This is a genomic window from Tsukamurella sp. PLM1 (genome assembly GCF_023168325.1).
Lineage (GTDB): Bacteria > Actinomycetota > Actinomycetes > Mycobacteriales > Mycobacteriaceae > Tsukamurella.
Genome location: NZ_AP025688.1, coordinates 2,130,923 through 2,155,896, shown reverse-complemented (window position 1 = coordinate 2,155,896; position 24,974 = coordinate 2,130,923). Strand labels below are relative to the sequence as shown.

16 protein-coding genes and 12 pseudogenes are annotated in these 24,974 nt (G+C 71.3%); 18 read left to right on the top strand and 10 right to left on the bottom strand.

Translation table 11 applies throughout. The annotated features are described in order from the left end of the window. Position 1: 1 nt before the first annotated feature. Positions 2-525 (bottom strand): annotated as a pseudogene (locus tag MTP03_RS11180) (gluconokinase). A 55-nt stretch (positions 526-580) separates the two neighbouring features. Here MTP03_RS11180 and MTP03_RS11175 point away from each other — a divergent pair. The 5 genes and pseudogenes from MTP03_RS11175 to MTP03_RS11155 all read left to right on the top strand — a co-directional run bounded on the left by MTP03_RS11175 (position 581) and on the right by MTP03_RS11155 (position 4,990). Further along, a complete protein-coding gene (locus MTP03_RS11175; protein ID WP_248491955.1) occupies positions 581-1,312 on the top strand; it encodes a hypothetical protein in 732 nt (243 codons plus the stop codon). A gap of 15 nt (positions 1,313-1,327) precedes the next feature. After that, positions 1,328-2,793: pseudogene (locus MTP03_RS11170) on the top strand (SDR family NAD(P)-dependent oxidoreductase). 67 nt (positions 2,794-2,860) lie between these two features. Further along, positions 2,861-3,898, top strand: a complete 1,038-nt coding sequence (locus MTP03_RS11165) for a nucleoside hydrolase (protein WP_248491954.1) — start codon at positions 2,861-2,863, stop codon at positions 3,896-3,898. Then, positions 3,885-4,364 (top strand): DUF664 domain-containing protein, encoded by a 480-nt coding sequence (locus tag MTP03_RS11160; RefSeq protein ID WP_248491953.1) that lies wholly within the window; start codon positions 3,885-3,887, stop codon positions 4,362-4,364. The genes MTP03_RS11165 and MTP03_RS11160 overlap by 14 nt, the downstream gene beginning before the upstream one ends. Positions 4,365-4,825: 461 nt before the next feature. After that, positions 4,826-4,990 carry a hypothetical protein gene (locus tag MTP03_RS11155; protein WP_248491952.1) on the top strand — a complete coding sequence of 55 codons (165 nt, stop codon included), beginning with the start codon at positions 4,826-4,828 and terminating at the stop codon, positions 4,988-4,990. Positions 4,991-5,113: 123 nt separating this feature from the next. Here the strand turns inward: MTP03_RS11155 and MTP03_RS11150 are convergent. Further along, positions 5,114-6,753, bottom strand: a pseudogene (locus MTP03_RS11150) (AMP-binding protein). A 182-nt stretch (positions 6,754-6,935) separates the two neighbouring features. Here MTP03_RS11150 and MTP03_RS11145 point away from each other — a divergent pair. The 7 genes and pseudogenes from MTP03_RS11145 (at position 6,936) to MTP03_RS11115 (ending at position 12,251) form a co-directional block, all read left to right on the top strand. After that, complete coding sequence (locus tag MTP03_RS11145) at positions 6,936-8,153, top strand: acyl-CoA dehydrogenase family protein (RefSeq protein WP_248491951.1); 1,218 nt, start codon at positions 6,936-6,938, stop codon at positions 8,151-8,153. Positions 8,154-8,173: 20 nt separating this feature from the next. Further along, on the top strand, positions 8,174-9,154 hold the full coding sequence (locus MTP03_RS11140) for a styrene monooxygenase/indole monooxygenase family protein (RefSeq protein ID WP_248491950.1): 981 nt from the start codon (positions 8,174-8,176) through the stop codon (positions 9,152-9,154). 17 nt (positions 9,155-9,171) lie between these two features. After that, positions 9,172-9,468, top strand: coding sequence for a hypothetical protein (locus MTP03_RS11135; protein ID WP_248491949.1), 297 nt, complete (start codon positions 9,172-9,174; stop codon positions 9,466-9,468). 73 nt (positions 9,469-9,541) lie between these two features. Continuing rightward, positions 9,542-10,072: pseudogene (locus tag MTP03_RS22775) on the top strand (amino acid permease); the annotation flags it as partial. Between the two features lie 196 nt (positions 10,073-10,268). Then, a complete protein-coding gene (locus MTP03_RS22770; protein WP_256465264.1) occupies positions 10,269-10,994 on the top strand; it encodes an APC family permease in 726 nt (241 codons plus the stop codon). Between the two features lie 2 nt (positions 10,995-10,996). Beyond that, positions 10,997-11,614: pseudogene (locus tag MTP03_RS23660) on the top strand (Gfo/Idh/MocA family protein); the annotation flags it as partial. 352 nt (positions 11,615-11,966) lie between these two features. Beyond that, positions 11,967-12,251 (top strand): hypothetical protein, encoded by a 285-nt coding sequence (locus MTP03_RS11115; RefSeq protein ID WP_248491948.1) that lies wholly within the window; start codon positions 11,967-11,969, stop codon positions 12,249-12,251. A 16-nt stretch (positions 12,252-12,267) separates the two neighbouring features. On the opposite strand, the gene MTP03_RS11110 is transcribed toward MTP03_RS11115, so the two are convergent. After that, the gene (locus MTP03_RS11110) at positions 12,268-13,566 is read right to left on the bottom strand and encodes a TrpB-like pyridoxal phosphate-dependent enzyme (RefSeq protein WP_248491946.1); all 1,299 of its coding nucleotides are present in this window, start codon (positions 13,564-13,566) and stop codon (positions 12,268-12,270) included. A gap of 208 nt (positions 13,567-13,774) precedes the next feature. Between MTP03_RS11110 and MTP03_RS11105 the strand changes: the two genes are divergently transcribed. The 6 genes and pseudogenes from MTP03_RS11105 to MTP03_RS11090 all read left to right on the top strand — a co-directional run bounded on the left by MTP03_RS11105 (position 13,775) and on the right by MTP03_RS11090 (position 17,888). Then, positions 13,775-15,166 carry an alpha/beta fold hydrolase gene (locus tag MTP03_RS11105; RefSeq protein ID WP_248491944.1) on the top strand — a complete coding sequence of 464 codons (1,392 nt, stop codon included), beginning with the start codon at positions 13,775-13,777 and terminating at the stop codon, positions 15,164-15,166. Then, the gene (locus tag MTP03_RS11100) at positions 15,163-15,360 is read left to right on the top strand and encodes a hypothetical protein (protein ID WP_248491943.1); all 198 of its coding nucleotides are present in this window, start codon (positions 15,163-15,165) and stop codon (positions 15,358-15,360) included. Before MTP03_RS11105 ends, MTP03_RS11100 begins: the two co-directional genes overlap by 4 nt. Continuing rightward, positions 15,348-15,500, top strand: a pseudogene (locus MTP03_RS23655) (GNAT family N-acetyltransferase); the annotation flags it as partial. The gene MTP03_RS11100 and the pseudogene MTP03_RS23655, both read left to right, overlap by 13 nt. 240 nt (positions 15,501-15,740) lie before the next feature. Further along, on the top strand, positions 15,741-16,496 hold the full coding sequence (locus MTP03_RS11095; protein WP_248492128.1) for an SDR family NAD(P)-dependent oxidoreductase: 756 nt from the start codon (positions 15,741-15,743) through the stop codon (positions 16,494-16,496). Between the two features lie 6 nt (positions 16,497-16,502). Then, positions 16,503-17,325: pseudogene (locus tag MTP03_RS23650) on the top strand (esterase/lipase family protein). Positions 17,326-17,342: 17 nt separating this feature from the next. Beyond that, positions 17,343-17,888 carry a QsdR family transcriptional regulator gene (locus MTP03_RS11090; RefSeq protein WP_371820966.1) on the top strand — a complete coding sequence of 182 codons (546 nt, stop codon included), beginning with the start codon at positions 17,343-17,345 and terminating at the stop codon, positions 17,886-17,888. Between the two features lie 108 nt (positions 17,889-17,996). Here the strand turns inward: MTP03_RS11090 and MTP03_RS23645 are convergent. The 7 genes and pseudogenes from MTP03_RS23645 to scpA form a co-directional block, all read right to left on the bottom strand. Continuing rightward, a pseudogene (locus MTP03_RS23645) lies at positions 17,997-18,509 on the bottom strand (3-oxoacyl-[acyl-carrier-protein] synthase III C-terminal domain-containing protein); the annotation flags it as partial. Between the two features lie 408 nt (positions 18,510-18,917). After that, a pseudogene (locus tag MTP03_RS11080) lies at positions 18,918-19,546 on the bottom strand (SRPBCC family protein); the annotation flags it as partial. A gap of 229 nt (positions 19,547-19,775) precedes the next feature. Then, positions 19,776-20,834 (bottom strand): annotated as a pseudogene (locus MTP03_RS23640) (thiamine pyrophosphate-dependent enzyme); the annotation flags it as partial. Continuing rightward, positions 20,783-21,184, bottom strand: a complete 402-nt coding sequence (locus MTP03_RS11065) for a thiamine pyrophosphate-binding protein (protein WP_248491942.1) — start codon at positions 21,182-21,184, stop codon at positions 20,783-20,785. The gene MTP03_RS11065 and the pseudogene MTP03_RS23640, both read right to left, overlap by 52 nt. Positions 21,185-21,243: 59 nt before the next feature. Beyond that, positions 21,244-21,711, bottom strand: a complete 468-nt coding sequence (locus MTP03_RS11060) for a flavodoxin domain-containing protein (RefSeq protein ID WP_248491941.1) — start codon at positions 21,709-21,711, stop codon at positions 21,244-21,246. 55 nt (positions 21,712-21,766) lie between these two features. Then, positions 21,767-22,744, bottom strand: a pseudogene (meaB, locus tag MTP03_RS11055) (methylmalonyl Co-A mutase-associated GTPase MeaB). Continuing rightward, positions 22,744-24,974 (bottom strand): annotated as a pseudogene (gene scpA, locus MTP03_RS11050) (methylmalonyl-CoA mutase). Before scpA ends, meaB begins: the two co-directional pseudogenes overlap by 1 nt.

The following is a 24,974-nucleotide window of genomic DNA, read 5'->3' as shown; positions in this document are numbered from 1 at the left end:
CTCAGGCGATTCCCGGGACCTCGGTGGCGGCGAAATCGGCGAGGGCCTCGGTGATGATCTGCGGCACGTCGCCGGTCACGTTCACCGTCACCCCGAACTCGTCGTCGTCGAGGGGCTCGAGGATCGCGAGCTGTGAGGCGAGCATGCCCGCCTTCATGAAATGCCCCTCGCGGCCCTGCATGCGACGTTCGAGCAGTTCCTCGTTGCCGGTGAGGAACACGAAGTAGACGCTGGCACCGGCCGCGCGGATCCGGTCCCGGTACACCCGCTTGAGCGCCGAGCACGCGACCACGGTGGGCCGCCCGGCGATCATCTCGTCGCGCAGGTAGGCACCGATCGTGCCCAGCCAGGCCACCGGTCCTCGTCCGTGAGCGGTTGCCCCGCACTCATCTTCGCCCGGTTGGCCTCGCTGTGGAAGTCGTCGCCGTCGGCGAAGCTCCGCCCCAGGTGGGCGGCCAGCTCGGCCCCGACGGTGGACTTCCCGGAGCCGGACACTCCCATCACGCAAATCTGGATAGTGGACACTCTTCGAGTACACCACGAAGGCGCCGACGCCCGAGTGCAAAGCCGAGGAGGTCGCATGACGATGATCGTGCTGGCCGTCGTCGTGCTGGTCGTGGGCGCCGCGGTGCTGGTGTGCGCCGCCGAGCTCGTCGCCCGCGAACGCCTGCGTGCGTACCTGGTGCGCATGTGTGCCGGCGTGCTCGGCACCGACCCCGCCGTTACGATCGATCACCGCAGTCCGGTCCTGGTCCAACTGGCGCGGCGGCGCCTCTCGCGGATGGACCTCGACACCGGCCGCGAGGGCGTCGGACCGCACGCCATTCTGGTGAGCGGACACGCGCTGGGAGTGGCGCCCGTCCCGGACGGCCTGCACGTCGACGCGCTCGCGGCGACCGCGACGCTGCGCCTGTCGTGGATCCGGCACGCCGTCGACGCGGCACAGGCCGGCGCGGACACGGGCGGCATGACCGTCCGGTCCGTCGGCCTGCTGCCCAAGAAGCGTTCCGTGGTGATGACGGTGGGCCTGCCGGTCGCGTTCGGCCTCGGCGTCGACATCCGGGTGGTGATCGCCGTCAGCCTCAAGCACGGGCGCCTCGCGTTCCGCGCGACCGACCTGTCGATGCCGGTCAGCGTCGTCCCGGTGCCGCTGCCGATCGCGTGGGCGATCGACTCCTGGATCGCCCAACTGCGCCCGCAGGTCATCCCCGAGGCGCTCGACGCGCTGACGATCCGGGCCCTTCGCTGGGAGAAGAAGGCCGTCACCCTCGACCTCACGGCCGAGGAGACGACGGTGCCGCTCACCGCATGAGGGACAATCTTCTCCATGCCCGACCCCAGCACCCCGATCTCCCCGGATGACCTCGCCGCGTTCCACCGCGTGCTCGAGGCCGCCGCGCAGCTCGACGACGGCGATCCGCAGTCGATCGAGGTGCAGCGCGCAGTCGGCCACATGTTCAAGCTGCTCAAGCGCGAGCGGCGCAAGTCCGCCCGCGCCAAGGTCAAGGCCGCCGACCGGGACGTGCTCGAGCGCACCGCCACCGGCAACGCCGAGCGCATCGACGACGAGACCGCCGGCATCCTGCTGACCACGCCCACCGCCGGGGACTCCGCGGGCGAACTCCTCCGCCCGCAGGGCTGCTACATCTGCAAGCAGCCCTACACCCGGATCGATGCGTTCTACCACCAGCTCTGCCCCGACTGCGCCGCGTTCAGCCACGCCAAGCGGGACGCGACGACCGACCTCACCGGCCGCCGCGCGCTGCTCACCGGCGGCCGCGCCAAGATCGGGATGTACATCGCGCTCCGGCTACTGCGGGACGGTGCCGATCTCACCATCACCACCCGCTTCCCCACGGACGCCGCCCGCCGCTTCGCCGAGCTCGCCGACAGCGCGGAGTGGCTGGACCGCCTACACATCGTGGGCATCGACCTGCGCGACCCGTCCCAGGTCAGCGCCCTCGCCGACGCGGTCGCCGCCCGCGGCCCGCTGGACATCATCATCAACAACGCCGCGCAGACGGTGCGCCGCTCCCCGGCGCGTACTCGGCCCTCGTCGACGCCGAGTCCGGCGACGTGCCGCCCGAGCTCGCGAGCCGGATCATCCGGTTCGGCCGCGCCAGCTCCGCGCACCCAGCCGCGCTCACGGAGGCGCTCGACGGGCACACCGGCGGCGTCTCCGGCGACCTCGCGGCCCTGGATCCGGCGGCGCTCACCGCGCTCGCACTGCGCGGCGGATCGTCGTCCGCGGCCCGCATCGAGGACGGCACCGCCATCGACGCCGGCGGCCTCCTCCCGGACCTCGTGCACACCAACTCCTGGGTGCAGACCGTCGAGGAGGTCGAGCCCCTGGAACTGCTCGAGGTGCAGCTGTGCAACTCCGTGGCGCCGTTCATCCTCATCTCGAAGCTGCGGCCCGCGCTGGCCGCCTCGCCCGCGCGCCGCAAGTACGTGGTGAACGTCTCCGCGATGGAGGGCCAGTTCGGCCGCGGCTACAAGGGCCCCGGTCACCCGCACACCAACATGGCGAAGGCCGCCCTGAACATGCTCACCCGCACCTCCAGCGCGGAGATGCTGGAGCAGGACGGCATCCTGATGACCGCCGTCGACACCGGCTGGATCACCGACGAGCGGCCGCACCACACCAAGATGCGCCTCGCCGACGAGGGCTTCCGGGCCCCGCTCGATCTGGTCGACGGTGCCGCCCGCGTCTACGACCCGATCGTCCAGGGCGAGAACGGTGTCGACCTCTACGGCTGCTTCCTCAAGGACTACAAGTCCTCGCCGTGGTGATGGGCGGCCCGCCGCCGTGGTGATGGGCGGCCCGCCGCCGTCGTGATGGGCGGATAGGGTTGTCCTCGTGGCGGAAACGAAGGTCCTGTTCGACTGCGACACCGGCGTCGACGACTCGCTGGCCCTGCTCTACCTGCTGAGCAAGCCGGAGGTGAACCTGCTCGGCATCGTCTCGACCGCCGGGAACGTGCCCGGGCCACAGGTCGTGGAGAACAACCTCGGCTGGCTGGAACTGCTGGGCCGCACCGATATCCCCGTCTTCGCGGGTTCGGACGCGCCGCTGTCCACGCCGCTCATGACCACGGAGGAGACGCACGGGCCGTTCGGCGTCGGCTACGCGGAGCTGCCGACGCCGGGCAGCGCACCGTCGGACGTGCCGGGGCCGCAGGCCTGGTCCGACCTGACCCGGGCCCATCCCGGCGAGGTCGTCGCGCTGGTCACCGGCCCGAGCACCAATCTGGCGCTGGCGCTGCGCGATGATCCGGGCATCCTCACCCGGCTGCGCCGCCTCGTCATCATGGGCGGCGTGTTCTGGCACCCCGGCAACACGACGCCCACCTCCGAGTGGAACGTGGCCGTCGATCCCGAATCGCTGTGGGAGGTGCTGCGCGCCTACGGCGAACTCGACGGCACCGGCACCCCGCTGCCGATCCTCTGCCCGCTCGACCTCACCGAGACCATCGAACTGACGCCGGATCACGTCCTGCGCCTCGCGGACGCCGCCGGCAGCAGCCCGGCCGAATGCCTCGCCCCGGAGGACGCCGACGGTACGCGGTCGGCCGCGAGCAATCCCGTGGTCCGGGCGCTGTCCGACGCGGTGCGGTTCTACTTCGAGTTCCACCGCGATCACGACCAGGGCTACATCGCCCACATGCACGACCCGTTCGCCGCAGCCGTCGCGCTCGATCCCACCATCGCCGAGACCCGCTCGTACCCGGTGGATGTGGAACTCACCGGTTCGCTCACCCGGGGGACGACGATCGCCGACGTGCACGGCGCGTGGAACCGTCCCGAGACCGCTCAGATCGCGGTCGCCACTGACCAGGCGGCCTTCTTCGACGACCTGCTCGATTCGATCGCGAGGCTCGCGCGTGGCCGCGACTGAAGGCCAGGTCACGGCGTTCCTCGCCGTCGCCGCGGAGACCCTGGACACGATCGACGCCGTGCTGGGCGATCTCGACGACGACACCGTCAACCTGGCCACGCCCGGCGGGAACTCGGTCTTCGCGCTGGTCACCCACACGGCCGGTGCGCTGGGCTTCTGGGGCGGCTCGCTCATGGCCGGCGAGGACATCCCCCGCGACCGGTCGGCCGAGTTCCGCGCGCGCGGCACCGTCGACGCCGCACACGCGATCGTCGCGCGCCTGCGCACCGACCTGCCGCGGTGGGCGGCCATGGCCGCCACCGGGATCCGCAATCCCGGCGCCACCGGGACCACCCGACGCGATGCCGCGGCCGCGACGCCCGAGTGGGTGCTCACTCACATGCTGCGGGAGCTCACCCAGCACACCGGGCACATGGAGATCTGCCGCGACATCGTGAAGGAAGCCGGGCGCAGCGGGCAGAATTGACGCCATGATGATCCCCAGGGCGATCGCCGAGGGCGTGCGCGCCGGCACCGTCACCACGCAGTACCGCCGCTGGGACGTCCCGCGGGTGAAGGTCGGCGGCACGCAGGTGACGCCGGCGGGCGTCCTCCGATTCACGCGGGTGACCCGGGTCCCGGACATCGACCGGATCAGCGACCGCGCCGCGCGGGCCGCGGGTATGAAGGACGCGGCCGCGCTGCGGCGCGCTGACGCCGCGCGACCCCGACGCCCCGCGCCGCGAGCGCTCCGCGAAGGGCGGCGAACACGTCTACCGCATCCACCTCGAGTGGGCGGGCGAGGACCCGCGCCTCACCCTGCGGGAGGAGCTGCCCGACGGTGCCGAACTCGCCACAATCGCGCAGCGCCTGGCCCGCCTCGACGCGCGGCCGTCGGGACCGTGGACCCGCGACATCCTCGTCTGGATCCGCGACCACCCGCGCGTCGTGTCCAAGGAGCTCGCGGCGGAACGCGGCGTGGAGCTACTGCCGATGAAGGTCGACATCCGCAAGCTCAAGGGCATGGGCCTGACCATCAGCCACGACGTCGGATACGAGCTCTCGCCCCGCGGCGCCGCGTACCTGGACTGGCTCGATTCCGATTCGCCGTAACGCCCCGTCCTCGCCGCGACGGCGATCATCCACGGCCTGACCCTGGTCACCCGGAACACCAGGCATTTCGAGCGCACAAGCGTGACGCTGGTGAACCCGTGGGAGTTCGAGGGCTGATCCCTGTCAGGCCGGCTGCTCCTCGCCCGCCTTCTCCGCGGCGGTCTCGGCCGCCGTCTTGGCCCACCGGTAGTCGGCCTTGCCCGCGGGGGTGCGCTTGACCTGATCGACGAAGACGATGGTGCGCGGCACCTTGTAGCCCGCGAGCTCGGCGCGCGCGAACGTCTGGATGTCCTCGATCGTCGGCTTCTCCCGCCCCTCGGACACCTCCACCACCGCGGCCACGCGCTGCCCGTACCGGGCGTCGGGCACCGGTACGACCAGGGCGTCGGCGATCGCCGGATGCCCGTGCAGGGTCGCCTCGACCTCCTCGGCGTACACCTTCTCGCCGCCCGTGTTGATGCACTGGCTGCCGCGACCCAGGAACACGATGCCGCCGTCCTCGTGCGGATACCCCATGTCGCCCAACACCGAGATGCGCCGGCCGTCGGCCGGGGTGGGGAATGTCCGGGCGGTCTTCTCCGGATCGTTGTAGTAGCCCAGCGGGACGTTGCCGACCCGGGCGATGTACCCCACCTGACCGACCTCGGTGATCTGCTCGAAGGACTCGTCGACCACCATCATCTTGTCGGTGGGCGGCGCGTGCAGGTTGCCGTTCTCGTCGAGTGCCATCACCCCGTCGTTACCGGACTCCGAGGCACCGAAGTTGTCCCGCAGGATCAGCTCGGGCTTGATCGCGGCCATCCGGTCGCGCACGTGCTTCGACCAGATCGCGCCACCGGAGGTGATGGAGAACAGCGTCGAAAAGTCGGCCGTGTCCTTCTGCTTCTCCATCTCCTCGACCAGCGGGATGCCCATCGCGTCGCCCACGATGAGGATCGTCTGCGTGCCGTCCCGCTCGATGTTCCGCACGATCTCGGCGGGCTTGAAATCGCGCTCCAGAATGATCCGCGAGCCGAGCACGAAGAAGGTGAACAGCGAGTAGGCGGCGGCGCCGTGCATGAGCGGGGCGGCCACGAGGAACGCCAGCGAGGGGAACTGCTTGGCGCCCTCCCCCACCTCCTCGAGGTTCTGCCGCGGTTCGCCGCCGTACGGCACGCCGGCCGAGAGCGGCTTGCGGAAGAAGTCGTCGTGCTGCCACACCACGCCCTTCGGGTACCCGGTGGTGCCGCCGGTGTAGATGATGTAGTGCTCCTCGCCGGTGCGCGGCTCGAAATCCGTTCCGCGGGCCGGCTCTCGGCGTCGTCGAAGGGTACGAGCGCGACGTCGGGGGCACCGTCGACGGCGGCGGCGAGCGCGGGGTCGATCTCCCCGACCACGAACACCGTGCGCAGTTCGGGGAGCTCGCCGATCAGCGTGGCGAGCGTGCGCTGGTGCTCCGGCAGCTCGACGATGATGCCGCGCGCGTCCGAGTTGCTGAAGATGTACTGCAGCTCGGGCGCGGTGTACCGGTAGTTCACGTTCACGGGAACGGCGCGGATCTTGATCAGCCCGAGCAGCGACTGCACGTGCTCGACGCTGTTCTTGAGGAACAGCGCCACGTGGTCGTACGCCCCGATCCCGTTCGCGGCGAACATGTGTGCCACCCGGTTGGCTTGCGCGTCCATCTCCGCGTACGAGGTCTGCTCGCCCTCGAAGCTCAAGAGGATCCGTTCCGGAACCGCGTCGACGACCGCCTCGAAGACATCGGCGAGGTTGAACTTCATGCACGACTCCTGTCCCTGACCTGCGCGGCCGTCCGGCTCGGCAGAACGTGTTCTAGTTGTAACAGGTTCTAGCACGCCGCGGGGCGGAATCGGACGTGTTTCCCGTCCGAGTCTGGCCGAATAACGTTCATGACGCGGCGAATCCTGGTCGGAGGATCGTTCGCACGCCACAGTTGTCGCCCATGACCACTTCGATCACGCGCCCCCAGTCCGACGCCCAACTCGACGCGAGGTTCGGCCCCGTCTACGCCCGGATCGCCGAGGGTGCGCTCGCTCGCGAGCGGGACCGGGTGCTCGTCCACGAGCCGATCGCCGAGCTCACGGCGGCGGGCTTCACCGCACTGCGCGTCCCGGTCGAGCTGGGCGGCTCGGGCGTCACGCTGCGCCAGTTCTTCCGCCAGCTGATCAACCTGGCCGCGGCGGACTCGAACATCCCGCAGGCCCTGCGCGTGCATGCCAACTTCGTCGAGGACCAGCGGCTCGCGGACACCCCGGCCGGCGACGCGTGGCTGCGCTCGGCCGTGGACGGCGTCGTCGTGGGGAACGCGATCACCGAGCCGGGCGCGGGATCCGTCGGCGGTTACGCCACGAGACTCACCGCGAACCCCGCCGGCGGGTACCTGCTGAACGGCACCAAGTTCTACTCCACCGGCACCCTCTACGCCGACCAGATCCTCGTGGCCGCCGATCTCGACGGTGAGCGCGTGGGGATCCTGGTGGACGCGGACGCGCCGGGAGTCGAGAAGGTCGACGACTGGAACGGCTTCGGGCAGCGCCTCACCGCCAGCGGGACCACGGTGTTCACAGACGTCGCGGTGCCCGCGGACCGCCTGCTGGGCCCCGGCTACGGCAACCCCGGCGCCACCTACGCGACCTCGTACCTGCAGCTGGTGCAGCTCGCGGGCCTCGCCGGCATCGCGCAGCGCGCCACGGACGACACGATCGCCTGGGTGCGGGCCCGCACCCGCACCTTCTCGCACGCCGCCGCCGACCTGCAGCGCCACGACCCGCTCGTGCAACAGGTGATCGGCCGCCTCTCGGCGGCCGCGTGGGCCGCGAAGCATGCTGTGCTCGCCGTCGCCGACGTGCTCGATCAGGCCCTGGCGGACCGTCGGCTGCACGAGGACCTGCTGCCGGAGGCCGAGCTGGCCGCCGCGCACGCCCAGCTCACCGTCATCGACCTCGTCCTCACCGCGACGAACGACCTGTTCGAGGTCGGCGGCGCCTCCATCGTCGACGCCGACACCCGGCTCGACCGGCACTGGCGCAACGCCCGCACCCTCGCCGTGCACAACCCCGCGATCCAGAAGGCCCGCGCCGTCGGCGACCTGTTGCTCAACGGTGCCGAGCTCCCCTACGCGTGGAACGCGGGTTCCCGCACCCCGTCCCCGTCCGCCTGACCCACCTGAAGGAGAAGACTATGTCCCAGGCACGTATCGCCGTCATCGGCGCGGGAGTGGTGGGAGCCACCGCCGCGCTCGTCCTCGCCCGCAACGGGCATGCCGTCGACCTCTACAGCGACCGCACCGCGCGGCAGCTGCGCGACGACGTCCCCGCCACCGGTACCGCCGTCCTGTTCGGGCACTCCCGCGACGTCGACCACACCCTCGTCGAGGAGCTCTACCCGGACGCGCCGCTCTCGACCGGCATGAACACCCGCCTCAACACCGGCGCGCCGGGTTCCCTCGAGCAGGTCCTCGCGTTCGACCCCGACTTCACCTACACCGCCGCCGGAATCGACGTGCGGCTGCGCGCGTACGACCGGATCCGGCTGTTCGAGCAGGCCGGCGGCGCCTTCCACGTCGCGACGGTGACCCCCGACGACCTGGACGCGATCGCCGCCGCGCACGACCTCACGCTGGTCTCCACCGGCAAGGGCGGCCTCGCCGGACTGTTCCCCGTCGATGAGTCGCGCACCGTCTACCGCGCCCCGCAGCGCGAACTGCTCGCGGCGGCCTTCACCGGACTCGGGCACGGGGACGACGTGTTCACCGCACGCGGCACGGGCGCCGGCAAGCACAACGTGTTCAACCTGCACACCGATCAGGGCGAGATCTGGATCGGCCCGTACTGGCACAAGGACGCGGGCGCGTCGTGGAGCGTGCTCGGGTTCGCCAAGCCCGACGGTGCCTGGGTCGAGCGATTCGACTCCGTGACCGACGCGCAGAGCGCGCTCGACGTGGTGGTGGGCATCTACCGCGACTACTTCCCCGACGACCTGCCCGACATCGAGAAGCTGCGCGTGATCGAGCAGGACCCGAAGTCCTGGCTCCGCGGCGCCGTGACCCCGACCGTGCGCCGGGCGTCGGCTACACCCGCGGCGGGCATCCGGTCGCCGCGCTCGGCGACACCTCGATCGCCTTCGATCCGATCGCCGGACAGGGCGCGCAGACCGGACTGATCCAGGTCGCCGCCCTGGTGGAGGCCATCGAAGCCCGCGGCTCGGATTTCACGGCCGAGTGGATCACCGACCAGTTCGACCGGCACTGGGAGGAGCGCGGCCGCGCCGCGGCCGAGGTCACGCGCCTGTTCCTGGGCGATCCTGACTACGCGTTCGCCGCGGGCCCGCTGTTCGCGGGCGCGGTCGCCGACGACGCGGTGGGCGCGGCGCTGTTCGGCCTGCTGTCGGTGCCGGATCCGATCCTCGAACTCCGCACCGAGGCCGACGTGCAGCGGTTCATCGACGAGGCCGGGGCGGCGCTCGTCCGGAACTGACGGCAGCGGCACCGTCGGGCCACCTGACCGATAGCCGTGCGAACGGCTGAGGACGCGGGTAGCGTCCCGCGGAATGGACATCCTGCGGACCAAACCCCTCGCCAGGATCAAGGCCGACGGCGCCGCCGAGGGCGGCCTGCGCCGCGACCTGGGCCTGAAGGACCTCGTCGGATTCGGCGTCGGCATCGTGATCGGGACCGGCATCTTCACTCTCACCGGCATCCAGGCCAAGGTGAACGCCGGTCCCGGTATCGCGGTCTCGTTCGTGGTCGCTGGCGTCGTCAGCCTGTTCGCGGCCCTCTGCTACGCCGAACTCGCGGCGGCCGTGCCCACAGCGGGAAGCGCCTACACGTACGCCTACGCCACGATCGGCGAGATCTTCGCGTGGATCATCGGCTGGGACCTGTTGCTGGAGTTCGGGCTGGGCGCGGCGGTGGTCTCGCGCAGTTGGTCCGGGTACCTCGCGGACCTGTTCGGGCTGCCGCCGGAGCTGTTCACCGAGGAGGCGCCGGTGAACGTCGGCGCGATCGCAATCATCGTCGTCCTCGGCGTGATCGCCATCGTCGGGATCCGGGAGTCGGCACGAGCGACCAACATCCTGGTCGTGGTCAAGGTCGCGATCTCGGTCTTCGTGGTGGTGATCGGCGCGTTCTTCGTCACCCGCTCCAACCTCGTGCCGTTCATCCCCGAATCGACCCCGGCGGAGGCCGGGCTCCGCCCTCGACCGGCCCCTGATCGAGACCTTCCTCGGCGGCGCACCGTCGCACTTCGGCGTCGCGGGGATCCTCACGGCCGCGGCGGTGGTGTTCTTCGCGTACACGGGATTCGAGGCGGTGGCCAACCTCGGCGAGGAGTCCAAGCGGCCCGAGCGCGACATGCCCCGGGCACTGATCGGCACACTGCTCGCCTGCACACTGCTGTACGTCCTGGTCTCGGTCGTGCTCACCGGGATGGTGAAGTACACCGACATCGACTCCAGTGCACCCCTGTCCAAGGCGTTCGAGGTCGTCGGCGCGGGCTGGGCCGGGAACCTCGTCGCCGTCGCGGCGGTCGCGGGCCTCACCTCGGTCATCCTGGTGGAGCTGGTGACGATGGGCCGCATCGGCTACGCGATGGGCCGCGACGGGCTGATCCCACCGGCCGTCGCGAAGGTCTCGCCGAAGTACGGGACGCCGGCCCGGTTCACGGTGATCGTGGTGGTGGTCTGCGCACTCATGGGCGGGTTCATCCCGATCGAGAAGCTCGCGGAGATGGTGAGCATCGGGGCCCTGTTCGCCTTCCTGCTCGTCTCGCTCGCCGTGCCGATCCTGCGGCGGACGAAGCCCGACCTGGCGCGCCCGTTCCGCGTGCCGTTCTCGCCACTGATCCCGATCCTTTCGGGTCTGGCCTGCGTGTACCTGATGGCCAACCTGGCCGTCGCCACCTGGCTCCGCTTCCTGCTCTGGTTCGCCGTCGGGGTCGCCGTCTACCTCGTGTACGGTCGGCGGCATTCGGTGGTCGGCCGCGAGACGGGAACACAGTCGTGACGATGCGGATCGGGTTGGTCGGTGCGGGCCCGTGGGCGCGCACGACCCACGCCGTCGCGCTCACCGGTCACCCCGGCGTGGACTTCGTGGGCGGCTGGGCGCGGCGGCCGGAGGCGGCCGCGGCCCTGTTCCCGCACACGTTCGCGACGCCCCAGGAGTTGTTCGACGCGGTGGACACGGTGGCGTTCGCAGTGCCGCCGGACGTGCAGGCGCCGCTCGCGACCGAGGCCGCCCGCGCCGGGAAGCACCTCATCCTGGACAAGCCGATCGCCCTGGATCTCGGGGAGGCGACGGCGCTCGCGGATGCCGTCGCCGCAGCGGGCGTCCGGTCGATCGTCGCGTTCACCCGCCGGTTCGCCCCCGAAACGCGGGAGTTCCTGGCCCGGGCGCGGGGGCTCACGCCGGTCGCGGTCGAGGCTCAGTGGCTCTCCGGCGCCGCGCTGAGCGGTGACTTCGCCGCGTCCGCCTGGCGGCATTCCGAGGGCGCGCTCCTCGATGTGGGTCCGCATGTCCTCGACCTCGTGGACGCGGCGGCGGGCACCGTCGAATCCGTGGCGGCCGCGGCGTACGACCCGGGTTCGGACACCTGGACGGCCCAGCTGCGGCACGCCGACGGTGCCGCCTCGAGCGTCTCGCTGTCGCTTCGCACCCCGGTCCGGCCGACGGTGATGCGATTCGTGGCCCACTCCGCGGCCGGGACCGCGGTGCTGGAGGGCCGCGAGACCCCGTCGACGGAATGCTTCCGGGTGCTGCTCGACGAGTTCCTCGACGCCGTTGCCTCCGGATCGGACCACCCGCTCGGGGTCCGGCGCGGCCTGCACGTCCAGCGCCTGATCGCGCAGATCGAGACAGTGCCCCGGCGACTCGGGGTGAGCGCCGCCCGCGGTCCCGGGGTGCCGAGCGCCGGGCCGTGGACCTGCCCGAGCTCGTCCGGTGGCGCTCCGCTCGCGGATCGTCGGGCTACCCTGAGGTATGAGCAGTCCCGATCCGGTCGACGCGGAGATCGTCGAGTCCACCGCCGCCGCACCGTCGGCCCCGGCACCGTCGTTCGCGGACGTGACGGGCTACACCGAGTCCGGCGTGCCCACCTTCGATCACGTCCGCGACAAGATCGAACGGCGCACCACCACGGCCCTCGGGGCCGAGGAGCTCGCGCACGAGACACCCGCCGGACAGGACGCCGAGCGCGCCTTCGCCGAGCGCGAGAAGGCGGCGAAGGCGAAACTCGACGAGATCCGCAAGTCCCTCGGCGGGTAGCTCCGGGCGGGCGCAGTCAGGCGAGGTTGCCGGACAGGTACTCCGCGTACGCGGGGAGGTCGAGCTGGCCGTGGCCGGACAGGCCGATGACGAGCACCTCGTCGGAGTGCTCGCGCGCGTAGTCGGCGGCCGCGGCGATGGCGTGAGTCGATTCCGGCGCGGGGACGATGCCCTGGGTGCGCGCGAACTGCACGCCCGCGGCGAAGGCGTCGTTCTGGCCGATCGCGATGCCGTCGACGAGCCCGAGCTCCACCGTGTGGCTGAGCGCCGGCGACATGCCGTGGTAGCGGAGGCCGCCGGCGTGGATCGGGTCGGGAACGAAGTCCATGCCGAGCGTGTGCATCTTCAGCAGCGGGGTCAGGCCGGCGACGTCGCCGTGATCATAGCGGTACTCGCCCCGCGTGATGGACGGGCACGCCACGGGCTCGGCGGCCACGATCCGCGGGTGCTGGCGGCCGTGGATCTTCTCCCGCAGGAACGGGAAGGCCAGGCCTGCGAGGTTGGAACCGCCTCCGGCGCAGCCGAACACGACGTCGGCGCCCTTCTCGTGCCGGGCCAGCTGTTCGACTGCCTCGAGGCCGATCACCGACTGGTGCAACACCACGTGGTTGAGCACGCTGCCCAGTGCATAGCGGGCCGCCGGGTCCTTCGCCGCGACCTCGACGGCCTCGGAGACGGCCATGCCCAGGCTCCCGGTGGTGTCCGGATCCTTGGCGAGCATCGCGCGGCCCGATTCCGTCAGGTCCGACGGGCTCGGGTGGACGGTGCCGCCGTACGTCTGCATGAGGTAGCCGCGGTAGGGCTTTGAGTCGTAGGAGGCGCGCACCTGCCACACCTCGACGTCGATGCCGAACTGAGCCCCGGCGAACGAGAGGGCACTGCCCCACTGTCCGGCGCCGGTCTCGGTGGTGAGCTTCTTCACGCCGTCGACCGCATTGTAGTAGGCCTGCGCCACAGCGGAATTCGTCTTGTGCGAGCCGACGGGGCTGACGCCCTCGTACTTGACGTAGATGCGGCAGGAAGTGCCGAGCGCCGCCTCGAACTTCCGGGCACGGATCAGCGGGGACGGCCGCCACATGGCCAGGATCTCGCGGACGGGCCGGGGGATCTCGTGGTAGGTCTCGGTGGACGCCTCCTGCGCGATCAGGCCGCTCGCGAACAGCGGCGCCAGATCCTCCGGCTGCACCGGCTCCCTGGTGCCCGGGTGCAGGTGGGACGGGATCGGGGTGTCGAGCTCAGCTGCGAGGTTGTACCAGTGGGTGGGAACGTCGACGGTCGTGATGTCGTCGTGCGCTGCGGCGTCCGAGAGTGTCATGGATCACAGACTAGAACGCCGGGGATCCGCCGCCTCGGCACAGGTCCGTCTTGCCGAGGGCGCTCCCGACCGCCGGACGCGCAGCCCGCGAATCCGGCCGCGCGATGCGCACTCTCGGCGTTCGCCGACGCACAATGAGTCATTCTGCTGAAATGATGCACACGCGGGACCGGTCCAGCAGCGTCGGCCCCACCGAGGAGGTCCGATCATGGCCAGGTTCTCGATACGGGGTCTGTACGACGAGGTCGAGCGGAGGATCACACCGCCGGTGGAGACGATCGTCCATTCCGACGAGTTCGCCGCCACCATGAAGGTCGTCGGACGGACACGCTCCGCCATCGGCAGCCGGATCGACGCCGTGGGCGCCGCCGTCCTGCACGCGGTGAACCTCCCGGCGGGCTCCGACATCCGCAAGCTGCGCCGCCAGGTCGGCGATCTGGACTACGAGATCCGCCGCCTGCGAAGGAACTCACTGAGCGGAACCATAGCGACCGCGCACCCGGCGGGGAGGACTGACGTGGGCGTGACCGACGGTCCGCGGGGCGCACTCGACCGGGTCCGCCAGGAGATCGAGCGCAACGCTCTGCGCGCCCGCAACGGCATCAAGATGGCGGCGGGCCTGACCGCGCCACGCATCGGCGCGTCCCCGCGCGACGAGGTGTGGCGGGACGGCCGCGCGCGGCTGTTCCGCTACCGCAACGACGAGGTCCGGCACCGGCCGCCGCTGCTCATCGTCTTCAGCCTGGTGAGCCGCAGCTACATCCTCGACCTCACCCCGGGCAACAGCTTCATCGAGCACCTCCTCGGCGCGGGATTCGACGTCTATCTCCTCGACTGGGGCGTGCCCGACGAACGCGACTCGGCGAACGGCCTGGAGTACTACGCGGACGCCGCGATCCCCGCGGCGATCCGCGAGACCTGCCGCAGGTCGGGCACCGACGAGGTGAACCTGCTCGGCTACTGCTTCGGCGGGAACCTGACGCTGTTGCACGCCGCGCACCACCCCGACTCCCCGATCCGCAGCCATACGGTCGTCGCGTGCCCGGTCGACTACAGCGAGATGCCCTTCAAGTCGGTGCTGACCAGCAGCCCGGACGATCTCGAACGCGCGCTCGGCGACGACGGCAACGTCCCCGCCGACGTCGTGTACGGGGCGTTCCGGTCGCTCAAACCGGTCGCCGAACTGACCGGCTACGTCGATCTGCTCGAACGGATGTGGAGCGACGAGTACGTCGCCGCCTACCAGGCCATGAACGGTTGGGGCACCGACCACGTCCCGCTTCCGGGCGGCGTCGCGCGCCAGATGGGCACGATGCTCAGCGGGAACAACGGTTTCATGACCGACCGGCTGTACCTCGGCGGCGACCGGGTGCACCTGTCGGACATCAGGACCCCGTTCCTCGCGGTGGTCGGCGAGAAGGACCACATCGTGCCCATCGCCGCGGCGAGCCCCGTCATGGACCTGGTCGGCGCCGATGACAAGACCGAACTGCGTCTGAAGGGCGGGCACATCGGTCTCGTCGTCGGGCGCACCGCCGCGAAGACCACCATTCCGACCATCATCGAGTTCCTGATCGACAAGAGCGAGGCCGTCCGATGATCGACACCATCATCCGCGCAGTCACCCCCGGCGACGAGGCCGCGCTCGCGGCGATGTTCGCGGGCCTGTCGGAACGAGATCTCACCGTCATCCGGGAGGACTTGACGGGCCCCACCGCCGGCATCGCCGACGGGCCGGGCTCCGGTGGGTCGCGACCGCGGAGGACGGAACCGTCGACGGATACGCAGCGCTGACCCGCTTACCCGGGTGGTCCGACCACGTCGGCGAGCTCCGGCTCGTCGTCGGGGCCGCCCGGCGCGGTAGCGGTATCGGCCGACGCCTGGTCCAAGAGGCGCTGCGCGCCGGGATCGCGGCGGGTCTGACCAAGGTGGTGATCGAGCTCGCGACCGACGAGGAGCGCGTCCTCACGATGTTCAGCGAGCTCGGTTTCACCGGCGAGGCGCTCCTGCGCGACCACATCCGCGGCCGCGACGGCGAGCTGCGCGACCTGATCGTCCTGGCCCACCACGCCCTTGAGTCCGCAGAGGCCATCGGCCTCGTCGGCGTCGCCGACGACCTCCCTGACCACCCGCATCCCTCAGCACACGTCCCGAAGGAGAACGATGACGAACCCCTGGACCTGTTCCGACTCGACGGTCGGGTGGCGGTGGTCACCGGCGCGTCGAGCGGCCTCGGCGTCGGCTTCGCGCGCGCCCTCGCGAGCGCCGGCGCCGACGTCGTGCTGGCCGCCCGGCGCACGGACAAGCTCGCGGACACCGCGCGGCTCGTCGAGGACGTCGGCCGCCGCGCACTCCCGGTGGCCTGCGACGTGGCAGATCCCGACGCGTGCACCGCCGTCGCGGACGCCGCGATGGCCGAGTTCGGCCGCGTGGACGTGCTGGTGAACAACGCCGGCGTCGCCACCGCGGTACCCGCGCTCCGGGAGAACCCGGATGAGTTCCGTCGGGTCGTCGACGTGAACCTGAACGGCACGTACTGGATGGCGCAGGCCGCGGCGCGGGTGATGGAACCGGGCAGCTCGATCATCAACATCGCCAGCGTCCTGGGCCTGACCAGTGTCCTCATGCCCCAGGCCGCGTACTCGGCGTCGAAGGCGGCGGTCGTCGGCCTCACTCGCGACCTCGCGCAGCAGTGGGGCGCGCGCCGCGGCATCCGCGTCAACGCTCTCGCTCCGGGGTACTTCTCCTCCGAGATGACCGACGAGTTCGAGGACGGCGTGCTCGAGAAGTTCGTCCTGCCCCGTACCGTGCTGGGCCGGCTCGGCGCCGAGGGCGAACTCGACCCCGCGCTGCTCTTCCTGGCGAGCGACGCGTCCACCTACGTCACCGGCGTCACCCTGCCGGTCGACGGCGGAATGCTGACGAACTGAGGCGAGATGACCACGATCGACGCGGTACCGGCCCCCGGACCGGCTCTCCTCACCACCGACTACGCCCGTGCGCTCGGGGAGGGCGGGGCGCTCGCCTGGACGTGGCCCGTGCTGCTTCGTGCCCCCGGCGGGGACGGTCGGCCGGTCCTCGTCCTCCCCGGGCTCGGCACCTCGGACCTGAGCACCACCACCCTGCGGCGCACCCTGCGGCGCCTCGGGTACCGGGTCCACGGATGGCGGCTCGGGACGAACATCGGGCCGTCGGAGAAGATCCTGCGCGGCATGCCCGAGCGGCTGCGCTCCATCGCCGAGGCTGAGGGCCGTCACGCTCATCGGGTGGAGCCTGGGCGGCATCTACGCCCGCCGCCTTGCCCGCGAGCACCCCGATCTCGTACGCCAGGTGTTCACGCTGGGCAGTCCGTTCCGGCTCACGAATCATCGACAGAGCAACGCCCGCCTCGTCTACGAGTTGTTCGGGCGGTGGCACGCGGAGGAACTGGGGCTCCCCCTCGAACCCGACGGTGCGCCGCTGCCCGTTCCCGCGGTGGCGATCTACAGCCGCCTCGACGGGATCGTTCCGTGGCGCCTGTGCCGGGACCCGGCACCGTCGGCGGAGAACATCGAGGTGTTGGGCTCGCACCTGGGCATGGGCGCCAACCTCGCGGTGCTGTGGGCCCTGGCCGATCGGCTCGCGGCCCCGCCCGGCGGCGCGCCGTTCCGGCCACCGCCGGCGCTGCGGTTCGCCTTCCCCGTCCGGCCGCGTCGGGGTCGTGACGCCCTCCGGCGGAACGGAACCCGGCCGCGCCACGCGCGAGCGCCGAGGCGGTGATCGCGCGGGCCGCGGAGATGTTCCTCGCCGGCGAGCGGATCGAGATGAACGAGCTGGCGGCGTACGCGGGGGTCAACCGCAACACCCTGTTCCGGTGGTTCGGCGGCCGGGACCGGATCATGGGCGAGGTCGTCTGGTCCATCACCGCGCCGGCCTTCGACCACGTCGTGCGCACCGCCGCGGGCGAAGGCGCCGTGCGGATCGCGAACGTCCTGGGCGACTTCTCGTCCGTCGCGAACCGCGGGTCCGCGTTCGCGCCCTTCGTCCGCCGCGAGCCCGAACGGGCCTTCCGTGTGATGACCACACGAGCGGGCGGGGTGCAGCACCGGATCGTCGAGCGGATCGTCGCCGTGATCGACGCCGAGGTCGCCGCGGGCCGCTACACCCCCGGACTGCCCGTCGACCTGCTCGCGTACGTCCTCCTGCGGACCGCCGAGGCGTTCGTCTACTCCCCGATCATCACCGGCGAGGAGCCCGACTCCGAGAAGGTCCGCCTGTCCTGCGCCGCGCTGCTCGGCGTCGCGTCGCACTTCCTGCCGGCCGCTGTCGTCGACGGGGCGTGACCCGCGCTCAGGTCCCGACGAGCGCGGCCGCCGCGAAGTCCCGGCGTGCGCGAAGGCGGCGAGCACCACGTCCTCGCCGGCCCCGATGCGGCCGTCCTCGCAGGCCGTGGCGAAGGTGTGCGGGACGCCCACCGCGAACAGGTTGCCGCACTCGTCGAAGGTGTCCGGGTGTCGCTCGGGCGGGAGCTCGAGGGCCTCGCGCCAGTTCCGCAGGAAGGTGCGGTTGGGCTGATTGGTGACGAGGTGCCCGACGTCGGGCCCGCGCAGCCCACCCGCCGCCGCGGCGGCGAGCGCGACCTCCGGGACGAGCCTGTTGCCGCGGGCGAGGACCTTGGCGATCTTGGCCTCGGTGAAGCCGACGTGCAGCTGCCCCTCGCCCGCCTCCCAGTACTTGCGCGGCGGCTCGACCGCCGCGGTCATGTCGCCGGCGTACTCGCTGTGCTGCGCGCACACCACCTCGCGGACCTCGAGCCCGCCCGCCTCCGGGTCGGCGACGACGAGGGCGGCCGCGGCACCGTCGCCGGGTATGGCGGCCTGAGGCAGGTTCCGTACCCGGTCCTGGGTGAAGACGTTCCCGGCCGCGTTCGTCGCCGTGAGCAGCAGCGCCGAGCGGACGGTGCCCGCGGTGAACATGGTGCGGGCGAGGTGCAGCATCAGCAGGAACGCGGCGCAGCCGCCGTTGTGGATGTCGAGTACCAGCGACGGCCGGGTGCCGAGCCGGCGCACGACGTCGCCGCCGCAGCCGACGACCGGCAGGTCGGGCAGCTGGGAGTGGCTGAGCACCACGTCGGCCTGCAGCGCCTCGTCGCCGACCTGCTCCCGGAGGCGGTCGATCGCGGCGCACATGAGGTCGACGTTGGACTCCCCCGCCGCCGCGTGGTGCCGGAAGGCGGGCGGCGCGAACATCGGGTTCGAGGTGAGTGTGCGGCTGTCGGCGTCGGCGAACTGGCGGAAGTACGCGGCGGGAACCCGGTTCTCGGGGAGGTGCGAGGCGAGCCCCACGATCCGCGGCGTCGCGGCGGGGGCGCTCGACGTCATCCATTCGGGCTTGACCGGCTCACCGTGCGCGTGCCGGTACTCGGCGATCGCCTTGAGGTTCTCGAGCTCCATCTGGTGCCCCGCTCGAAGGTGTCCCACAGGTCGCCGACCCACACCGGGCGGCCGGGCGGCGCCGTCTCGGGGTACGGGTTCTCGTCGTAGAAGGGGTGGTGGCAGTTGACCCAGAGCACCACCGAACCGGGCCGGTTCAGCACCAGCTGCGCGTCGACGACCCGCATCAGGTAGATCATCCAGAGGTGTTTCCCCTGGTCCCAGGCGCAGTGGTAGTCGACGGTCCGTGCGTCCGGGTGCGCGACGGTGCGGGTGTAGATCTCGGTGTCGGCACCGAGCATGTCCCGCGCCACCCAGAGGCCTGCCTCGTCGGTCTCCCGGAAGCCGCGCAGGCTGTACGTCCACTCCTCCAGGGAGCGGGTGTCGGCGAGCCAGGCGTACAACTCGTCGGGCGGGGCGTCCACGTACGACTGCACGGGGCAGAAGTCGCCGTAGATCTGCTGGTGCGGGTACACCGAGCGCATGCGGTCGACGAGGATCGGCTGCGCGACCGGGCGCGGGTGACTCTCGATCCGGATGGTTCCCTCGATATCGATGATGGGGATCACGAATGCTCCTTCGCGGTGTCGGGCAGCAGGGCGGCGAACGGCGGTACCTCGAGCGGGTCGGTCGCGATCTCCAGACACGACGGTCCGCCGGCGGCCCGGCCACGAGCTCGGCGAAGGCGGACCGCGCACCGTCGGGCGTGGTGGCCGAGCGGACGGGCAGGTCCGGGAACATGGCGGCGAGGCCGGCGGCGATGTGGCTGGGACGGAACCGGTTGATGCTGGGCAGATCCGGGAAGAACGCGTCCTCCCGCGCGACGCACATGCCGTGCGCGTCGTTGTTGAGCACCACGAGCACGACGGGTGCCCCGGCCTCGATGGCGGTGTGGATCTCCATGCCGTGCATGAAGAAGGCGCCGTCGCCGGCGAGGATCACCGTGGGCCTGCCGGTGGCGATCGCCGCGCCGACGCCCGCCGCGATGCCGTGGCCCATACCGCCCATCCCCAGGGCGACCAGGAAGCGCTCGCCGGTGCCGAGGGGCAGGCGGTGCACCGCGGCGGCCCCGGCGTTGCCGGCGTCCGCGAAGACGAGGGCGTCGGCGGGGATGGCGGCGGCTAGCGCATCGACGGCGTCCGCGCAGGTCATCAGCCCGGAGTCGTTCCTCGGCACGGTGATCGGAACAGGTGCGGCGTCCGTCCAGGGCACGCGGACGCGGGAGCCGAGGGCGGCCGTCAGGGACCGGGTGTACGCGGCGAGGTCGCGGGCGGGCTCGTGGATCGTGACCTCGCGCAACGGCTGCTCGACCGCGACGTGCACCGTGCAGGTGACGTCCATCGCCTCGTCGAGCCCGGTGCGGTCCATGAGATCGAGGTCGGTGCCGATCGCGAGTACGAGGTCGGCCTCGGCGGCGACCTGCGGGACGGACGGGTGCCCCATCACACCCGCGACGCCCACGACGGCGGTCGGCGGCGCGGCGTCCCGGCCGTTGGGCCCGACGGCGATCACGGCACCCGTGGCGGAGGCCAGTTCCGCGACCGGCCCGGCGAGCCGGGCCGGGAAGCCGCCTCGCCGAGCAGGATGAGCGGCCTGCGGGCCGCGCGGACGAGTCGGATCACCTCGTCCGACGGTGCCTCCGGCCGTCCCGGCACGGGCGGGCGCCCCACTCGCCCCGGACAGTCGGCGACCTGGACGTCCTTCGGCACCGGGCGCCGCCGGTAGCCCCTGCTCCAGTGCGGCGAAGGCACCGTCGAGCGCTGGAGCGAGGTCCCGCGGCCCGGAGACCTTGGCGGCGAAGCCCGTCACCCCGCGCAGGACGGCGAGCACATCGACTGTGCGGGGCGCTGCGCACATGTCCTGGAACGCGCCGCGCCCTCGGCGACGGTCGGCGGGCTGCCGATCAGGGCGAGGACCGGCACCCGCGACTGGTAGGCCTCCGCGAGGGCCGGCACGCAGTTCATGGCGGCGCCACCCGAGGTCGCGATGAGGCAGGCGGGCCGTCCCGTCATCCTCGTCGAACCGTCCGCCATCGCCCCGGCTCCGAACTCGTGTTTAGCGATGGTCACCACCAGCCGCCGGTGCGCCGGAGCCCGGAGCAACGCGGCGAACAGGTCCTCCGAATTGGCACCATGAATGCCATATGCGTGACGAAACCCGAACGCATACAAAGCATTTACAATGTTGTCAGCGACCCTTGAAGGCACAAGCCTCACACTAGGCCGGTGTGATCTACATCACAACCGAGCAGGCGAACGCCGTCCACTTACCCCTCTTGAGCCAGCAGGCGGCGCGCGAAGGCGTCGGCCGCGGCGAGGTCCGTCGCACTGGGACGCCCCTTGTTCATGCCGCCGACCAGTCCGAACGGACCCATCGTGTCGAGCCCACGACAGTGGAAGACTTCCGGCACCACCTGAAATCCCGCGTCCGTCAGCAGGCCGGCCAGGTCCCGCGTGTACCGACGCAGCGGCGTCTCGGGCAGACCGCTCGTGGCGTAGACGAACGCGGTGCCGCGCGGCTTCGCCGTCAGGCCGCGAACGAGGCGGACGAGGTCGGGTTCGAAGGCCATCCAGTAGACGCCCGAGCCGAAACCGACCACGTCGGCCGCGTCGATCCGGTCCGGCGTCACCTCTGAGGGGGTGAGCACCGAGGCGTTCAGGACGTCACCGATCCGATCGGCCACCTTCCGCGTGTTGCCGTGATGCTTGGACGCGCAGATCACCAGTGCCGACATGTCCCCATCGTGACACGGAAGCGTCGTCGCCGCTCCCGACCCGTCGCTGCGGAGCTCAGCGACCGTCGAAGGCGTCCAGGATGCGCTGCGCGGCGAGAGCGGGGTGAGCGAGCCGTCCTGTACGGACGCTTCGACGCCGGACCGAACGGACCGGACACCGTCGGAGTGCTCGACCCGCCCGAGGATCGCGTCCCGGACCATCGTCCAGGTCCAGTCGACTTGCTGCTGCCGGCGGCGGCGATCGAACTCCCCCGCCTCCTGCAGCGTGCTGCGGTGCCGGAGGACGGCGTCCCAGAACTCGGGAATGCCGGTGCCCTCGACGGCGCTCTGCGTGAGCACCGGCGGGCGCCACAGGGAGCCGCGCGGGTGGATCAGGCGCAGCGCGCTCGACAGCTCGCGGGCCGCGACGCGGGCCTCGACGACGTGGTCCCCGTCGGCCTTGTTGACCGCCACCACGTCGGCGAGCTCGAGCACGCCCTTCTTGATGCCCTGCAGCTGGTCGCCGGTGCGAGCCAGCGTGAGGAAGGTGAACGTGTCCACCATGTTCGCGACGGTGACCTCGGACTGTCCCACGCCGACGGTCTCGACCAGGATCACGTCGAAGCCGGCGGCCTCCATGAGCACCATGGTCTCGCGGGTGGCCTTCGCGACGCCGCCGAGCGTGCCCGAGGTGGGCGACGGCCGGATGTACGCGCGCGGGTTCACGGCGAGAGTGCCCATGCGCGTCTTGTCGCCCAGGATGGATCCGCCGCTCCGCGTGGACGACGGGTCCACGGCGAGCACGGCGACCTTGTGCCCCAACGAGATCAGGTGGTTGCCCAGGGCCTCGATGGTGGTCGACTTCCACCCCGGGCACGCCGGTGATCCCCACGCGGGTGGCGATCGGCGCGTCCGGTCCCGGCGTCACCTCGAGCAGCAGCTCCTGCGCGAGGGCCTGATGGTCGGGGCGCCGGGACTCGACGAGGGTGATGGCGCGCGCCAGCACGGCGCGCTTGTCGGCCCGGACCCCGTCCGCGAGTTCGGCGACGGTGATCACGCCAGCTGGTACCCCAGCTTGTTCCCCAGCTCGTGCAGCAGGTTCACCGCCGCGTCGGCGATGACGGTGCCGGGCGGGTAGATCGCCGAGGCGCCGGCCGCGTACAGCTCGTCGAAGTCGCCCGGCGGGATGACGCCGCCCACCACGATCGTGATGTCGGGGCGGCCGACCTCCGCGAGCGCGTCGCGCAGCGCGGGCACCAGCGTGAGGTGCCCCGCGGCGAGCGACGAGACACCGACGACGTGCACGTCGTTGTCGGCGGCCTGCTGCGCGACCTCCTCCGGGGTGGAGAACAGCGGGCCAACGTCGACGTCGAAGCCGAGGTCGGCGAACGCGGTGGCGATCACCTTCTGGCCGCGGTCGTGGCCGTCCTGGCCCATCTTGGCGATGAGCACGCGGGACGGCGGCCGTCGGCCTCCTCGAACTTCTCGACCAGCTCGGTGGCCGTCTGGATGTTGCCGGCCGCGCCGGCCTCGTCGCGGTACACGCCACTGAGCGTACGGATCTCGGCCTGATGGCGGCCGTAGACCTGCTCGAGTGCGTCCGAGATCTCGCCGACGGTGGCCTTCGCCCGCGCCGCGTCGATCGCCAGCGCCAGGAGGTTGTTCTCCATACCGCCCTCAGCGGAGCCCGCGGCGCGCGTCAGGTTCGCCAGGGCGGCCTTGACTGCCTCGGGGTCGCGCTCGGCCCGCAGCTGCTCGAGCTTCGCGAGCTGCTCGGCGCGGACCTTCGTGTTGTCCACCTTGAGCAGCTCGATCGCCGTGTCCTCGGCCACCTGGTACTTGTTGACGCCGATCACGGGCTGGCGGCCCGAGTCGATGCGGGCCTGGGTGCGGGCCGCGGCCTCCTCGATGCGCAGCTTCGGGATGCCCTCGCTGATGGCCTTCGCCATGCCGCCGGCCTCCTGCACCTCCCGGATGTGGGCCCGGGCGCGCTCGGCCAGCTCGTGGGTGAGCGTCTCGACGTAGTACGAGCCGCCCCACGGGTCGATCGGCCGGGTGGTGCCGGACTCCTGCTGCAGCACCAGCTGCGTGTTGCGGGCGATGCGGGCGGAGAAGTCCGTCGGCAGCGCGATCGCCTCGTCGAGGGCGTTGGTGTGCAGCGACTGGGTGTGCCCCTGCGTGGCCGCCATCGCCTCGACACAGGTGCGCGCCACGTTGTTGAACACGTCCTGCGCGGTAAGCGACCAACCCGAGGTCTGCGAGTGCGTGCGCAGCGACAGCGACTTGCTGTTCTTGGCGTCGAACTCGGCGACCAGTTCGCTCCACAGCAGGCGCGCGGCGCGGAGCTTGGCGACCTCCATGAAGAAGTTCATGCCGATGCCCCAGAAGAACGACAGGCGGGGCGCGAACTTGTCCACGTCGAGGCCCGCCTCGATGCCGGCCTTGATGTACTCGACACCGTCGGCCAGCGTGTACGCGAGCTCCAGATCGGCCGTCGCCCCGGCCTCCTGGATGTGGTAGCCGGAGATGGAGATCGAGTTGAACTTCGGCATCATCTGCGAGGTGTACCCGAAGATGTCCGAGATGATCCGCATCGAGGGCGCGGGCGGATAGATGTAAGTGTTCCGCACCATGAACTCTTTGAGGATGTCGTTCTGGATGGTGCCCGCGAGCTTCTCCGGGCCCACGCCCTGCTCCTCGGCCGCCACCACGTAGAGCGCGAGGATCGGCAGCACCGCGCCGTTCATCGTCATCGAGACGGAGACCCCGCCCAGGTCGATGCCGTCGAACAGCTGCCGCATGTCGAGGATCGAGTCGATCGCCACGCCGGCCATGCCCACGTCGCCGGTGACGCGCGGGTGGTCGGAGTCGTACCCGCGGTGAGTCGCGAGGTCGAAGGCGACCGAAAGGCCCTTCTGGCCGGCGGCGAGGTTGCGCCGGTAGAAGGCGTTGGACTCGGCGGCGGTGGAGAAGCCGGCGTACTGCCGGATCGTCCACGGCTGGTTGACGTACATCGTCGGATACGGGCCGCGGATGAACGGCACCGCGCCCGGGTACGAGTCGACGGGGTAACCGGCCTCGGCGACGGCGTCGCGGTCCGCGCGGGTGTAGACCGGCTTGACGTCGATGCCCTCCGGGGTGGTCCAGGTGAGCTGGTCCGGGGTGTAGGCGTACGCGGCCGCCGAGGCGTCGACGAAGGCGTCCACGTCCGCGCTCGACGGCGCGGCGGCGGGCAGCTCCTCGAAGGGGACGTCGGCGAAACTGCCGATGGTGGTGTCGGTCAT

Bases quoted from the DNA above. Each gene is read 5' to 3' on its own strand.
- MTP03_RS11175 (WP_248491955.1), top strand. From the start codon at position 581: ATGACGATGATCGTGCTGGCCGTCGTCGTGCTGGTCGTGGGCGCCGCG.
- MTP03_RS11145 (WP_248491951.1), top strand. From the start codon at position 6,936: ATGACCACTTCGATCACGCGCCCCCAGTCCGACGCCCAACTCGACGCG.
- MTP03_RS11140 (WP_248491950.1), top strand. From the start codon at position 8,174: ATGTCCCAGGCACGTATCGCCGTCATCGGCGCGGGAGTGGTGGGAGCC.
- MTP03_RS11115 (WP_248491948.1), top strand. From the start codon at position 11,967: ATGAGCAGTCCCGATCCGGTCGACGCGGAGATCGTCGAGTCCACCGCC.
- MTP03_RS11110 (WP_248491946.1), bottom strand. From the start codon at position 13,566: ATGACACTCTCGGACGCCGCAGCGCACGACGACATCACGACCGTCGAC.
- MTP03_RS11105 (WP_248491944.1), top strand. From the start codon at position 13,775: ATGGCCAGGTTCTCGATACGGGGTCTGTACGACGAGGTCGAGCGGAGG.
- MTP03_RS11100 (WP_248491943.1), top strand. From the start codon at position 15,163: ATGATCGACACCATCATCCGCGCAGTCACCCCCGGCGACGAGGCCGCG.
- MTP03_RS11090 (WP_371820966.1), top strand. From the start codon at position 17,343: ATGTTCCTCGCCGGCGAGCGGATCGAGATGAACGAGCTGGCGGCGTAC.
- MTP03_RS11060 (WP_248491941.1), bottom strand. From the start codon at position 21,711: ATGTCGGCACTGGTGATCTGCGCGTCCAAGCATCACGGCAACACGCGG.